The following is a 13,353-nucleotide window of genomic DNA, read 5'->3' as shown; positions in this document are numbered from 1 at the left end:
GCGCCGGGATGGCGCCTTTGTATGTAGAGGTATGTAGCCCACTCGGACCATTGACTACATATTTCTACTTCCAGTCACCCCTGAGTTCTGCTACCTGGCGATACAGCAGTTCCGGGCTCACTTCCAAAGGTTCGACAGGCTCGCCGACCGCCAGCGAGAGATGGGAACGGAAGCCTTTGCGGAAAGCACGCTCCAGCAGGCCGTCCTTGCTGCGGCTAAGCAAATGGCCCCACAGGCCGCGCAATGCCATTGGGATCACTGGCACTTTGGTGCGCTCGATGATCTTGCTGATGCCGCCCTTGAACTCATTCATCTCACCGGTGCTGGTCAGCTTACCTTCAGGGAAAATGCAAACCAGCTCGCCTTCATGCAGCGCTTGTGCGATGTCGACGAAGGCTTTCTCCATCAGCCACGGGTCTTCCTTGGCAGGCGCAATCGGAATCGCCTTGGCGGTACGGAAGATCCAGCCGAAGAACGGAGTTTTGAAAATACGGTGATCCATGACGAAACGTATCGGGCGCGGGCTGGCTGCCACGATCACGATCGCGTCGACGTAGCTGACGTGGTTGCACACCAGGACAGCGCCGCCCTCTTCCGGAATGCGGTCGGCGTCGACCGTCTTCACGTTGTGCACGGTATGAATCAGCAGCCATGCCAGGAAGCGCATCAGGAATTCAGGCACCAGCGAGAAGATGTACACCGCCACGATGGCGTTCATGATCGCAGTGGCCAGGAAAACTTCCGGAATCGTAAAGCCTTGGCCCAGCAGCAGGATCGCCACGCCGGTTGCCACCACCATGAACAGGGCGTTCATGATGTTCATGCCGGCGATGGTGCGCGACAGGTGCTTCGGGTCGGCACGCAACTGGATCAGTGCGAACAGTGGAACGATGAAGAAGCCGCCGAATACGCCGATCATCACCACGTCGAAGATGATGCGCCATGCACCTGGCAGCATCACCATGGCGTAGGCATCCACTTGGCCCGGTGCGCTGTAGCCCTGGCTCGCCAGGTACAGGTCGATGCCGAACACCGACAGGCCGATGGAGCCGAACGGTACCAGGCCGATTTCCACTTTGCGGCCGGAGAGCTTTTCGCACAGCAGCGAGCCGGCGCCGATCCCCAGCGAGAACATCGTCAGCAGCAGCACGAAGACGCTGTTGTCGCCTTTCAGGTAGTCCTTGGCGTACACCGGGAACTGGGCCAGCACGATCGCGCCGTAGAACCAGAACCAGGAGTTGCCCAGCATGGAGAGGAAGACGGAGCGGTTGCCGGCCGAGAAGCGCAGGTTGCGGATCGATTCGGTGAACGGGTTCCAGTTCACTTTCAGGTCAGGCTGCGGCGCCGGCGTATTCGGAATGCCGTGTGCTGTGACCAGGCCTGCAATCGCGAAGAACACGGTGGCGACGGCCAGCCAGGTAATGCCGTCCGGCTTGTGATTGACGATGATTGCGCCGAATACCTGGCCTAGCAGGATGCCGACGAAAGTGCCCATTTCAACGATGCCGTTGCCGCCGGTGAGTTCTTCCGACTTCAGGTGCTGCGGCATATACGCGTATTTAACAGGGCCAAACAGGGTCGAGTGCATGCCCATGCCGAAGATGGCGATCATCAGCAGAACCAGCGTGTGGCTGAACCAGCCGATGGCTGCCACCCCCATGATGCCGATCTCCAGCCATTTGATAAAGCGCGCCAGCTTGCTCTTCTCTACTTTTTCGGCGATCTGGCCGGAGGTGGCGGAGAACAGCACATATGGCAGGATGAACAGGCCGGGTACCAGGTTGGTGACCAACGAAGGATCCAGGGTGGTCCAACTGGACGCCTCGAACGCCAGCGCCACGATCAGAGCGGTTTTGAACAGGTTGTCGTTAAAGGCGCCGAGAAATTGGGTCCAGAAAAACGGCGCGAAACGGCGCTGTTTCAGGAGATCGAACTGGCTGGGATGGCTCATGTTGCGTCACGGGAATAGTGAAAATATCGACAACATACAGCACATTGCGCAAGCTCTCAACCCAACTTGTCAAAGTATCGCAATTCAATACTTTACGACAACCAAATCACGTGCGTAGCAGGCGGCGAAATGCCGGGCCGACCGCCAATACTAGCACCACCATTCGGCATACATGAAAGGCCGTCACCACCGGTACTTCGACATGCAGCGCGCGTGCCGTCAAGGCCATTTCCGCGATGCCGCCGGGGGACGTCGCCAGCAACGCTGTGGCGGGATGCAGGCCACCGATTTTCGCTAGCAGCAGCCCGAAAAGCGCGGCCAATCCCAGCGCGGTCGCGGTGCAGGCGGCCACCGCCGCCATGAAGCGCGGGGCGGTATGCAGGAAGCCGGGTGTGAAGCGCGTACCAAGCGACAGGCCGATGCACAGCTGGCCGGTGCGCACCATCCATTCCGGCACGCCACCGACGGGCAACTGCGCCGCCGCCAGCACGCCGGCCGCGACCAGGGGGCCGAGCACCCAGGCATTCGGCACGCCAAGCTTCCACAAAAGCCAGCCAGCGGCGCAAGTGGCCGCAGCCAGCAGGCAGAAGGCGAACAATGCACTCTCCATCACGCCTGCCGCGCCGCCGAAGGCGACCGGCGCCACCGGCAACGGCGGCATGCCATGCCCGCTCCAATAGCGCAGCAGGAACGGCAGGAAGCTGACCACGAACATCAGCCGCACGCCCTGCGCCGCCGCCACGTGCTGCGCTACCGCACCGTGCCGCTCCCCCTGCACCGCCATCTCGGATGCTCCGCCCAGCGCCATTGAGAAGAACGCGGTGGCAGCGCTGACGTCCGCCAGCCGCTTGAGCAGCCAGGCGCACAGGCATCCCAGCGCCAGGGCAAACACCACTGCCCCCGCGATATAAGCGGCACGCGCCGTCACCACCGCCAGCACCGCGGGGGTGAAATACAGTCCAAGCACCGTACCGATCGCCCACTGCCCGGCAGCACGCGCGGCAACCGGGCAGCACAGCTCAACGCCTGCGATGCGCAGCGCCGCACTGGCGAACAACGGCCCGATCAGCCAGGGCAGCGGAGTATCAAGCCACCTGCAAAAAAAAGCGGCCAGCAAGCCGGCCGCTAAAGCTTGGAGGAAGCAACGGTGGCGGGTCAGAAGACCCACAGCTTGTCGGCCGGCAGTTGCAGCCAATACTGGCCGTCCTGCAGGCGGTATTTGGAATGGGCACGCACGCTGATATCGCCGCACTTGAACAGGCACTCCCAGCGGTCTCCCAGGTACATGCAGGTGACCAGCGCGAGTTGCAGCGAGTTTTCGGCCTGGCTGCTGTTCACGCGCACTTCTTCAACACGGATCAGCGGAGCAATCGTATCGCCGCCCTTGCCGCGCGCAGTGGCCTGCAGCCTGGTGCCAGCAACATCGACCACTACGCTGTCGCCTTCACGCGAAACCAGCGTGCCAGGCAGGCGGTTGTTACTGCCCATGAATTCAGCCGTGAACAAGGTTTCCGGGGTTTCGTACATCGACTGCGGCGTGCCCTGTTGCTCGATCTTGCCGTTATTGAGCAGCAGGATGCGGTCGGAAATCGCCATCGCCTCATCCTGGTCGTGGGTCACCATCAGGGCCGACAGGCCGAGGCGCACGATCAGTTCGCGCAGGAAGGCGCGCGCTTCCTCGCGCAGTTTTGCATCGAGGTTGGACAGCGGCTCGTCCAGCAGGATCACCGGAGGGTTGTACACCAGTGCGCGGGCAATCGCCACGCGCTGCTGCTGGCCACCCGACAGCTGGTGCGGGAAGCGCTCGCCCAGGTGACCCAGGCCAAGCTGCTTCAGCACCTCGGTCACGCGGCGGCCGATTTCCTCTTTGTTCATCTTGCGCAGCTTGAGGCCGTAGGCCACGTTCTCCGACACCGTCTTGTGCGGCCACAGCGCATACGACTGGAACACCAGGCCAAGGTTGCGCTGCTCTGCCGGCATTTCGAAGCTCTTGCTGCCGTCGAACACGCGGCGGTCGCCGATGTCGATAGAACCCTGGCGCGGGCTTTCCAGGCCGGCCACTGCGCGCAGCAGCGTGGTCTTGCCGCTGCCCGAAGGGCCCAGCAGCGCCACCACTTCGCCCTTCTGCAGGTGCATCGACACGCCCTTCAGGATCGGATTGGCGTGAGCGCCGGTGCCGTAATCCAGATGCAGGTCTTCGACGGACAGTTCGTTCATTTTGAGGTCTCGTTTCATGATCTATGTCTCAGTTGTGCAGCTTGACGCCGAAGCGCAGCGCGATGCCCAGGCCGATGCCGACCAGGGTGATGTTGATAAAGGACAGGGCCGCCACCAGGTCGGTAGAGCCACCCGCCCACAGCGACACGATCAGCGCGCCAATTACTTCGGTACCGGGCGACAGCAGGTACACGCCTGTCGAGTATTCACGTTCGAAGATCAGGAAAATCATCAGCCATGCGCCCAGCAAGCCGTATTTGATCAGCGGCAGGGTCACGTCGCGGGTTACCTGGCCACGGCGGGCGCCGACAGCGCGCGCCGCTTCCTCCAGCTCGGGACCGACTTGGAGCAGCGCAGTGGAAATCAGGCGCATGCCGTAGGCCATCCACACCACCGAATACGCCAGCCACACCGCGAAGATCGTGGTGCGCAGGCTGCGCAGCGCCGGAATCGCGTTCTCTACCAGCCATACGGCCAAGCCGTTGCCGGAACCTTTGAGCATGCCATCGAGCCAGCTAGGCACGAACAGGAACACCCACAGGAAGGCCAGGCCAGCCAGCAGGCCCGGTATCGCACGCGGTACCAGCACGCTGTAATCCAGGATGCGGGTCAGCAGGTCCGGCTTGCGGTGCATGGCCAGGGCGATAAAGCTGTAGCAGAAGATCGCCAGGCCGCCACCGATCACGCCGATCAGCACCGTGTTGATAATGCCGCGGATCAGTGCATGCTGTTCGAAGATGTCGCGGAAGTGCTGCAGCGTCAATACGTCTGCCAGCTTCACACCCTCGCCCCAGTACTGCACGAAGGAGCGCAGTGCAATGCCGGACAGCGGCATCACAATGGTGACCAGCAGCCATGCGCCCAGCACGGCAAACGCCAGCCACTTCCAGCGGCCCAGTGGCAGCGCCTTGCTGCGCGCGCCCTTGCCCTTGATCGACACATATTTGTTGGCCGATTTCAGCAGCCAGCGCTGGATCATCACCAGCGGCATGGTCACCGCCACCAGGCATACTGCCACTGCCGCCATCAGGTGATAGGACGGGGTACCCAGCTTGTTGGTCAGCTTGTACAGGTAGGTCGGCAATACCAGGTGGCCTTCCGGATCGCCCAGCACCAGCACCAGGCCGAATACCTCAAAGCCGAGGAAGAACACCAGCACGCCCGCATATGCCAGCGCCGGCATGATCATCGGCAGCGACACATTGAACATCACCTGCAGCGGCGAGGCGCCTGCCACACGGGCCGCTTCTTCCACGTCCGAGCCAAGGCTCTTCAGCGCCGACGAAGCGTACAGGTAGACGTGCGGCACGTGGGTCAGGCCGGCAATGATCACAATGCTGGTGAAGGAGTAGACGTTCCACGGAATGAAGCCGATCAGGTCTTTCACCCAGGTGGAGTAAAAGCCCACAGGGCCCATCGACACCACATAGCCAAATCCCATCACCATTGGCGAGACGAAGATCGGCACCAGCAGCAGCGGGGAAATCCAGCCGCGACCCGGCAGGTCGGTACGCACCATCAGGAAAGCCAGCATGCCGCCCAAAGGCACGGCGATGGCGGCCAGGCCGGCCGCCAGCAGCAAGCCGTTCTTGAATGCCACCGCAAAATCCGGGTCATCGAAGATGAAGCGGAAGGCATCCAGTCCCACTTCCTTGCCAGGCATGAAGAAAGGCGCCGACAGGAAGCTCTGGTAGAAGATCAGGAACAGCGGCAGGAAGATAGCGGTGCAGGTCAGCACTGCCACAATCCCGCGCGGCCAGTTGATGTTGGCAATGCCGGCGCGCCCGGTTCCCTGCAAAGTCGCGGTTGTCATTTACAGCTCCTTATTTCTTGCCCGCGGTTTCTTTCCACTGCTTCAGGAAGGCCATGCGTTTTTGCGGGCCCAGGAACTGCAACAGGATTGGATGCACCGGCACTGGCTTGATCTTGTCCTGGCCGATCTGCTTGACCAGGTCGGACGATGTGGTTTCGCCAGTCACGTCGGCGCGGATCGCAAACAGCTTGGATTCGTTGGCGATGATGGTCTGGCCGCGGTGCGACAGGGTGTAGTCGAGCCACAGCTTGGCGGCGTTGATGTTCTTGGCGCCTTTGTTGATGAAGATCACGCGCGACATCACCAGGGTGTAGTCCTTCGGCAGTTGCACGCCGATCGATGGATCGGTCTTGGCACGCACCAGGGCATAGGAACCCAGCACGTTGTATCCAATCAGGTTTTCGCCGGACGAAATACGCTCCATCATGGTGCCGGTGGAGGACTGCACGCGAACCTTCGCCTCGCCGAATGCATTTTCCAGTTCCAGGAATTTCGGATATTCCTTCGCGTCCTGGCTCATGAACATGAAGCCGACGCCGGATTTTTCGATATCGTAGGTGGTGACCTTGTCTTTGAACTTCGGCTGCTGGATCAGCTTCACGAAGTCGGCATGGGTCTGCGGTACTTCCTTGGCATCGACCAGGCGTTTGTTGTAGACGATGGCGGCAGGCTCGAAGGTGGTGCCGTAGGCCTGGTCGTCCCACACCGCCCAGCCAGGAATCTTGGACGCTTCCACCGATTTGTATTTCAGTGCGTAGCCGTCGGATGCCAGCCGCATCTGCAGGTCCATCGCGGAGGACCACATCACGTCGGCGGTATTGCCGCCGGCCGCCATCTCGGAGATGAAGCGGTTGTACACCTCGGTCGAATTCATGTCGTTGTATTCGACGGTGATGCCTGGGTACAGGGCGTTGAAGTCGCGCACCAGCGGCTGTGCAGCCTTGCTGTCAGTGGCGCCGTACACCACCAGCTTGCCCTCTTTTTTCGCCGCATCGATCACTTTCTGGTAATCGGCAGGGTAGCCGGCAGGCGATTGTGCGAATGCGGTGCACGCGAACAGGCCCGCGGCGGCCACCAGGGTCGTCTTGATCATTTGTGTCTCCTAGAATTTTTTGAAGGATGTTTAGCGCACCAGGCCTAGATGGCTGGCGCGTTTGCCGTAATCGTCCACGGCTTTATGCACATACTCGTTGAGTGCCTGTCCTGTCAGGCTGAAAGGATATAGCCCCGCGTCCGTTCGCAGCTTCGCGAACTCCGGTGTTGACATGAGGTGCTCGAAGGTCTTCACCCATTGCTGGTAGTCGGCATCGGCAACCTGGGGCCCCATCCAGACGCCGCGAATCACCGGCCAGACGATGTTGTAGCCTTGCTCGCGCGCCGTCGGCACTGCCGCCAGCTTGCCTGGCAAGCGCTCTTCCGACATCACAGCCAGCACGCGGATCGTGCTGCCGGCCAGGTTGGCTTCGGAAGCGTCGCCCGACACCACCTGCACATGGTTCGCCTGCATCGCAGTGAATGACTCGCCGCCGCCTTCCAGCGCCACGAAACGCAGCACTTTCGGGTCCAGGCCTGCCTGGCGCACCAGCAGTGCCACCTTCAGCCAGTCCTGGCTGCCGATGGTGCCGCTGACGCCGATCAGCACTTTGGAAGGATCGCGCTTGAGCGCCGACACCAGGTCGGCCAGCGATTTGTATGGCGAATCGGAGCGTACTGCGATCATGCCGTAGTCCGCGCCCAACGCCGCCACCCAGCGCACATCGTCCGCCGTCGCCTTGCCGAACTTGCCCTGCGCGAGGTTCAGCAGCGAACCGCCGGAAAACGCGACCAGGGTGTTCGGTTCGGCGCGGCGCTGCGATACCAGCGAGTGCCATGCCACAGCACCGATCCCGCCCGGGCGATACACCAGCTTCATTGGCTGGCCGCCCGGCACCGTCGCCAGGCCTCTCTGGGCCAGCTTGCACGTCAGGTCCATCGCACCGCCGGGCTTGGACGGCACGATGCACTCAGCGGCTTGCACCTGCCCTGCCAACAGCAGGACCGTAGCGAAGATGGAGAACAGGATCTTCATGGCTTCATTATTATCAGAAGCGGTGCTGGATGCCAACCATTACGCCGTGCTGGCTGTCGCCGAAGGCAGCATCGTCGCGCGACAGGCCGACCAGCTGGTCATGCTTGCCTTTGGTGTAACCGACAGTTGCATACAGGTCGGTACGCTTGGATGCTGCGTAGCGATAGCGCAGCACATACATGGTCGGATCGGCGTCCTTGCCGGCTGCCAGGTTGCGCTGGTCGATGTGGTACACGGCGCCGGTGATGGTGACGTTTGGCTGCGGCTTGTATGCCACGCCAGCCCACAGCGTGTTGCCTTTTATATCAGCCGTGGCAGCTTTGCCTGCCACCAGCTTGTAAGTACGGCCGCCAAGCCAGAACTTGAAGTCGCCGGTGGCGTAATAACCGCCCAGGTGATATGCGGTGGTCTCGTCACGGTTGCCGGTGGCGACTACGTTATTGCCGTTGACGCGCTCCGCGGTGAACATGGCGCCCAGGGACTCGGACTGGTAGCTGACGGCGCCGGCATACTTGGCGCTGTCGGCCGAACTCGCACCGGCGCCCTGCTGCTCGCCCATGCCGTAGCTGAAGCCGTAGTTCCAGTCGCCAGTCTTGCCGGAGTATTTGATCAGGTTGTCGAAACCGGTGGTCATGCCGTACTTGCTTGCCAGCGTGGCGCTGCCGCCGGTAGCCCAGGAGTAGTAAGGCGCAAAGCCCATCGGGTCGAAACGGATGACGGTGTCGTATACGCTGGTGAAGGAGCGCCCCAGCACCACGCGGCCCCAGTTGCCTTCCAGGCCCACGTTGGCCTGGCGCTTGAACAGGTTGCCGTCCTGCGCGCCGGTGTCCATCAGGATGCCGCTTTCGAGCTGGAACACGGCTTTCAGGCCGCCGCCCAGGTCTTCGCTGCCTTTGATGCCCCACCGCGAAGTATTCATGCCGCCGGAACTGACGTGGGTTACGCTGCCGCCGCCTGGTTGGGCATTGTTGGAAATGTCGACACCCATGTCGAGCAGGCCGTACACCTGAACATTGGATTGGGCGTTGGCGGAAGAATAGGCGGCAAGCATCAATACGACGGCCGCTGCCATCGAAGTTCTTTTCACAATCAGTCTCCTGGGTTTATAGTTATTTCAGTCATGCCTCGCTCTGGCACGGTTCAACTATAAAATCGCCAACCTTTCAAACGCCTTTCAGGCAAATGCCATGCGAATACTGTTAGTGGAAGACCACACCGAATTACAACACTGGCTTTCCAAAGCCCTGCGCGATGCCAACCTTTCAGTCGAATGCGCCGATAACGGCGCCGATGCCGACTCCTTGCTTCTGACCCAGGAATATGGCCTGGTGATCCTCGACCTGACCCTGCCCCGCATGGACGGGCTGGAAGTACTGAAACGCCTGCGCGCGCGCGGCGGCAGGACGCCAGTGTTGATCCTGACCGCACGCGGCGGCCTGGAAGACCGCGTGCAAGGCCTGAACCTGGGCGCCGACGATTACCTCGCCAAACCTTTCGAACTGGCCGAACTGGAAGCGCGCGTGAAGGCTTTGCTGCGCCGCAGCGCAGGCAATGAATCACTGGTGTACGAATGCGGCGCGCTGCGCTTCGATACGGTCAGCCGCATGTTTTCCTATTTCGGCGAGAACCTGCAGCTCACGCCGCGCGAGCATGCAGTGCTGGAAGCGCTGATCACCAAAGGCGGCAAGCCGGTGGCGAAAGAAAAATTGTTCGACCAGGTGTTCTCGCTGGCCGATGACGCCAACCTCGACGCCATCGAGCTGTACATCCACCGCGTGCGCAAGAAGCTTGACCGCAAGGAGCCTGGCGCCGCCGCCATCACCACCTTGCGCGGCATCGGCTACCTGCTGCAGCCGGCCGAAGCGAAAGCCTGATGAAAGCCATGCTCGCAATGGGCAGCTTGCGCGGCCAGTTGCTGCGCTGGCTGCTGCTGCCGCTGGTCCTGCTGGAAATCATCAACACCATCTCCGTCTACTACAACGCGGTGGACGCGGCCGACATGGCTTACGACCGCTCGCTGCTGGCCTCCACCCGCGCCCTGGCGGAACGCGTATCGGTGGAAGGCGGCAAGGTGGTGGTCGACGTTCCTTACGTAGCACTGGACAGCTTTGAGACCGACACCCTGGGCCGCATCTACTACAAGGTCACCGGCATCAAAGGCGAAACCGTGTCCGGCTACGACGATCTGCCCGCAGTACCGGCAAATGTGCCGCGCTCCGAGAACTACCCTGCCCTGGTGCGCTTCTACCACGCCAACTACAACGGACAGCCGATCCGCATCGCAGCGCTGCTGCAACCGGTGTATGACGACAATATGCGTGGCATCGCCCTGATCCAGGTGGGCGAGACGCTCGATGCGCGCAAAGGCCTGACGCTGAAAATCCTGTACGACACCATTGCGTGGCAATCCAGCGTGGTGCTGCTGGCTGGCTTGCTGGTGTGGTTCGCGGTCAAGCTGGTGCTGCGCCCGTTGATGCGCTTGAAGCACGAGGTCGAATCGCGCGACGTATCCGCCCTGTCCGACCTCGATCCGGCCCTGGTGCACAAGGAAGTGCGGCCGCTGGTGCAGGCCATGAATGCCTCGACCACGCGCATCGCGGGCCTGATTGCGAGCCAGCGGCGCTTCATCGCCGACGCCTCGCACCAGTTGCGCACCCCGCTGACGGTGCTGAAGACGCAAGCCGAACTGGCGCAGCGCGAGCTGGAACGGGCGGCTTCGGTCTCGCCGGAGCTGCGCAACGTGGTGGCCAGCATGGCCGCCACCACCGACTCCACAGTACACCTGGCCAATCGCCTGCTGATGCTGGCGCGCATCGAGCATAGCGAGCATCGCGAACCAGTGCCGGTACCAATGCGCGAGACCGTGCAGCAAGTCGCATTGGAGCTGGCCTTGTCGGCCGTGAGTCGCGGCATCGACCTTTCGCTGGAAGGCGACAGCGAAGCCAGCGTCAATGGCCAGTCCCTGCTGCTGCATGAACTGGTGTCGAACCTGGTCGACAACGCGCTGCACTACACGCCGCGCGGCGGCAGCGTGGTGCTGCGCGTGCTGCCTGGCGAAACGCAGGTGGTGCTGGAGGTGGAGGACAGTGGTCCCGGCATTGCAGCCGAAGATCGCGACCGGGTGTTCTCGCCCTTCTACCGCGCCGCGTCGACCATGCAGGCCAACCCGGGCGGTTCCGGCCTGGGACTGGCAATTGTGCGCGATATCGCGGTGCTGCACCACGCCGAGCTTGAACTCGACCGGGGCGCGGGTGGACGCGGTTTGCTGGTGCGCGTCAAGTTTCCGCGCGCCACGCCTCCACCGGTAGCGTAATGGCAATGCGGGTGCCGGACGAGCAGTCCATAGCGAAGCTGCCGCCCAGCGCCTGTACCCGTTCGCGCATGCCCGCCAGGCCCACGCCCGCAGCGGTACGCGCCGGGTCGAAGCCGATGCCATCGTCGGCTACGGCGATCTGCAACGCATCGCCGTGCCGCGCGACTTCCACGCTGGCGGTGCTGGCGCGGGCGTGCTTCACGATGTTCGACAGCGCTTCCTGCACGATGCGGTAGGCCGAGATCGCAGCGTCGCCATCCAGCCCGGAAAATTCGCCATCGGTGCGCAGCGAAAAACGGCAGGCAGGATGGCTGCTGCCGACCTGGCGCACCATTTCTTCCAACGCACCCTGCAGGCCAAGCATGTCCAGCATCTCCGGGCGCAAGCGGCGCACCAGTGTGCGGCCGCTGTTGTACAAGCCCAAAGCCAGCTTGGTGATCGCCTGCGCCTTGTCGCGGACCTTCTCCGCGGGTTCGGCCGGCTGCAGCGCGGCAGCCAGGCCCGCGATCTGCTGTGCCTCCAGCCGCACCGCGATCAGCGTCGCATTCAGTTCATCATGGATCTCCAGTGCGATGGCCTTGCGCTCATCCTCCACCGCCGTGGTTACGCGCTGCAGCAGGCGGCGCTTCTCCGCATCCGCCGCACGCACCGCCTGCATCGACGCCTGCAGCGATGAAGCAAAGCCGCTGGTCATCTGCCATGCAAGGCCCGCGCATACCAGCAGGCCCGCCAGCGCCACCGCCAATTCCAGCTGGAAGCGCGCGCGCGCCTTGCGCAGCAAGGCTGTCGGCGACATCCGCACCTGCACATAACCCATCGTGCCCACATTGCGATTGCCGCCGCCGGTCACGTACAACAAGCGTTTATGCACTGCCGCTTCGTAATAGCGCGACTCGGGCAGCGCATCACCGCGCGCCGCCACTTCCAGCAAGGGCTTGCGCTCCGCATCGAGCAGGGTCACGCGATTGATTGCACTATCGGTTTGCAGCATGCCGTTGATCGTGGCCCGCAGCTCGTCGAACTGCCCGTGCACCAGGCTGATTTCGCTGCTCGCCACCAGCGCACTGGCCAGTAGCTGCCCGCGCTCCGCCAACTCCGCATGCACCTCGGACTGGCGCGACTGGTAGTTGTACCAGGTGAGTGTCGAGAACAAGGCCAGCACGGGCAGCAAGGTAATTGCCAGCAGCCGCCCGCGCGTGCCGACGCGCCAAGTGGCGCGCATCAGGCTTGCAGCACGCCGTGGCGCACCGCCAGGCGGGTGATATCGGCCGCGCGTTCAACGCCCAGTTTGTCCTTGATGGCCTGGCTGGAGTTGCTGATCGTCTTGCTGGAGACGCCGAGTTTATCGGCGATTTCCGCGTTGGTCAGGCCTTCCGCCATCAGCTTGAAGATTTCCAGCGAACGTTCGTCGAGCAGCGCCTGCGGCGATTGCTCGCCCAGCACCGACAGGCTGGCCAGGCGTTCCGCGATGGCGGGCATGAAATACAGCTCGCCTTGCGCGGCGCGCTGCACGGCGCTGAAAAGCTCGGACGGGTCGCAGTCTTTCGTCACCAGCGCCCGCGCGCCGATGCGGTAGGCCTCTTTGACCAGCGCGTCCTGGTCGAACTGGGTCAGGAAGATGATGTGCGCTTTGGGGGATACGGCCAGGATCCGGCGCGCCGCATCCAGGCCGTCATCTGTTCGCCGAAGCGCATATCGAGAATGGCAACGTCTGGTACCAGTGCCTGGTAAGCCTCCACCGCTTCGGCCGGCGTCCGTACTTGGCCAACAACTTCTACGCCGAAACCGGCCAGCGCCATCGCAAAACCGCCCATTACTACGGGATGATCGTCTGCCAGCAGTACTTTGATCTTGTTCATAGCATTCCTCATTTCCAGATAATGGAAGGATAGCACGCCAAGGGATAGCAATAAAAATTGCTTGCTTATTTCCATGATATGGAAGAATATCTTGCCATGGACTGGCAATTCAGCCTACCAACAAGAAGAAAG

At 62.2% G+C, this 13,353-nt stretch carries 12 protein-coding genes and 1 pseudogene; 2 read left to right on the top strand and 11 right to left on the bottom strand.

The genetic code is table 11. The annotated features are described in order from the left end of the window. Positions 1–64: 64 nt before the first annotated feature. From ACQ4MM_RS10035 to ACQ4MM_RS10005, 7 genes are all read right to left on the bottom strand, one after another. Complete coding sequence (locus ACQ4MM_RS10035; RefSeq protein WP_431477239.1) at positions 65–1,951, bottom strand: MFS transporter; 1,887 nt, start codon at positions 1,949–1,951, stop codon at positions 65–67. 106 nt (positions 1,952–2,057) lie between these two features. After that, the gene (locus ACQ4MM_RS10030; RefSeq protein WP_431477238.1) at positions 2,058–3,119 is read right to left on the bottom strand and encodes an AbrB family transcriptional regulator; all 1,062 of its coding nucleotides are present in this window, start codon (positions 3,117–3,119) and stop codon (positions 2,058–2,060) included. Continuing rightward, the gene (locus tag ACQ4MM_RS10025; protein WP_431477237.1) at positions 3,107–4,168 is read right to left on the bottom strand and encodes an ABC transporter ATP-binding protein; all 1,062 of its coding nucleotides are present in this window, start codon (positions 4,166–4,168) and stop codon (positions 3,107–3,109) included. The genes ACQ4MM_RS10030 and ACQ4MM_RS10025 overlap by 13 nt, the downstream gene beginning before the upstream one ends. A gap of 28 nt (positions 4,169–4,196) precedes the next feature. Then, on the bottom strand, positions 4,197–5,981 hold the full coding sequence (locus tag ACQ4MM_RS10020) for an ABC transporter permease (RefSeq protein ID WP_431477236.1): 1,785 nt from the start codon (positions 5,979–5,981) through the stop codon (positions 4,197–4,199). Positions 5,982–5,991: 10 nt separating this feature from the next. Next, positions 5,992–7,074, bottom strand: a complete 1,083-nt coding sequence (locus tag ACQ4MM_RS10015; RefSeq protein WP_431477235.1) for an ABC transporter substrate-binding protein — start codon at positions 7,072–7,074, stop codon at positions 5,992–5,994. A gap of 30 nt (positions 7,075–7,104) precedes the next feature. Beyond that, on the bottom strand, positions 7,105–8,049 hold the full coding sequence (locus tag ACQ4MM_RS10010; protein ID WP_431477234.1) for a tripartite tricarboxylate transporter substrate binding protein: 945 nt from the start codon (positions 8,047–8,049) through the stop codon (positions 7,105–7,107). A 13-nt stretch (positions 8,050–8,062) separates the two neighbouring features. Then, the gene (locus ACQ4MM_RS10005) at positions 8,063–9,136 is read right to left on the bottom strand and encodes a porin (RefSeq protein WP_431477233.1); all 1,074 of its coding nucleotides are present in this window, start codon (positions 9,134–9,136) and stop codon (positions 8,063–8,065) included. 100 nt (positions 9,137–9,236) lie between these two features. Here ACQ4MM_RS10005 and ACQ4MM_RS10000 point away from each other — a divergent pair, with 100 nt between their 5' ends. Both ACQ4MM_RS10000 and ACQ4MM_RS09995 read left to right on the top strand, forming a co-directional pair. Next, a complete protein-coding gene (locus tag ACQ4MM_RS10000; RefSeq protein ID WP_431477232.1) occupies positions 9,237–9,923 on the top strand; it encodes a response regulator in 687 nt (228 codons plus the stop codon). Then, positions 9,923–11,362, top strand: coding sequence for a sensor histidine kinase (locus ACQ4MM_RS09995; protein WP_431477231.1), 1,440 nt, complete (start codon positions 9,923–9,925; stop codon positions 11,360–11,362). Before ACQ4MM_RS10000 ends, ACQ4MM_RS09995 begins: the two co-directional genes overlap by 1 nt. On the opposite strand, the gene ACQ4MM_RS09990 is transcribed toward ACQ4MM_RS09995, so the two are convergent. The 4 genes and pseudogenes from ACQ4MM_RS09990 to ACQ4MM_RS09975 all read right to left on the bottom strand — a co-directional run bounded on the left by ACQ4MM_RS09990 (position 11,325) and on the right by ACQ4MM_RS09975 (position 13,221). Next, on the bottom strand, positions 11,325–12,584 hold the full coding sequence (locus ACQ4MM_RS09990; RefSeq protein WP_431477230.1) for a sensor histidine kinase: 1,260 nt from the start codon (positions 12,582–12,584) through the stop codon (positions 11,325–11,327). The two genes, ACQ4MM_RS09995 and ACQ4MM_RS09990, sit on opposite strands and share 38 nt — an antisense overlap. Further along, positions 12,584–12,913 carry a response regulator transcription factor gene (locus ACQ4MM_RS09985; protein WP_431477229.1) on the bottom strand — a complete coding sequence of 110 codons (330 nt, stop codon included), beginning with the start codon at positions 12,911–12,913 and terminating at the stop codon, positions 12,584–12,586. Before ACQ4MM_RS09985 ends, ACQ4MM_RS09990 begins: the two co-directional genes overlap by 1 nt. A gap of 15 nt (positions 12,914–12,928) precedes the next feature. Continuing rightward, positions 12,929–12,982 (bottom strand): annotated as a pseudogene (locus tag ACQ4MM_RS09980) (hypothetical protein); the annotation flags it as partial. Beyond that, positions 12,973–13,221 (bottom strand): response regulator transcription factor, encoded by a 249-nt coding sequence (locus ACQ4MM_RS09975; protein WP_431477228.1) that lies wholly within the window; start codon positions 13,219–13,221, stop codon positions 12,973–12,975. The gene ACQ4MM_RS09975 and the pseudogene ACQ4MM_RS09980, both read right to left, overlap by 10 nt. Between the last annotated feature and the right edge of the window lie 132 nt (positions 13,222–13,353).

The organism is Massilia eburnea (assembly GCF_050709955.1).
In the GTDB taxonomy this organism is placed as follows: domain Bacteria; phylum Pseudomonadota; class Gammaproteobacteria; order Burkholderiales; family Burkholderiaceae_D; genus Rugamonas; species Rugamonas eburnea_A.
The sequence above is the reverse complement of the archived record's forward strand: the minus strand, read 5'-3'. Positions and strand labels throughout refer to the sequence as shown.

What these genes read in the sequence shown, in the direction of transcription:
- ACQ4MM_RS10035 (WP_431477239.1), bottom strand. Translation starts at nt 1,951, where the DNA reads ATGAGCCATCCCAGCCAGTTCGATCTCCTGAAACAGCGCCGTTTCGCG.
- ACQ4MM_RS10020 (WP_431477236.1), bottom strand. Translation starts at nt 5,981, where the DNA reads ATGACAACCGCGACTTTGCAGGGAACCGGGCGCGCCGGCATTGCCAAC.
- ACQ4MM_RS09990 (WP_431477230.1), bottom strand. Translation starts at nt 12,584, where the DNA reads ATGCGCGCCACTTGGCGCGTCGGCACGCGCGGGCGGCTGCTGGCAATT.
- ACQ4MM_RS09995 (WP_431477231.1), top strand. Translation starts at nt 9,923, where the DNA reads ATGAAAGCCATGCTCGCAATGGGCAGCTTGCGCGGCCAGTTGCTGCGC.
- ACQ4MM_RS09975 (WP_431477228.1), bottom strand. Translation starts at nt 13,221, where the DNA reads ATGAACAAGATCAAAGTACTGCTGGCAGACGATCATCCCGTAGTAATG.
- ACQ4MM_RS10025 (WP_431477237.1), bottom strand. Translation starts at nt 4,168, where the DNA reads ATGAACGAACTGTCCGTCGAAGACCTGCATCTGGATTACGGCACCGGC.
- ACQ4MM_RS10000 (WP_431477232.1), top strand. Translation starts at nt 9,237, where the DNA reads ATGCGAATACTGTTAGTGGAAGACCACACCGAATTACAACACTGGCTT.
- ACQ4MM_RS10015 (WP_431477235.1), bottom strand. Translation starts at nt 7,074, where the DNA reads ATGATCAAGACGACCCTGGTGGCCGCCGCGGGCCTGTTCGCGTGCACC.
- ACQ4MM_RS10010 (WP_431477234.1), bottom strand. Translation starts at nt 8,049, where the DNA reads ATGAAGATCCTGTTCTCCATCTTCGCTACGGTCCTGCTGTTGGCAGGG.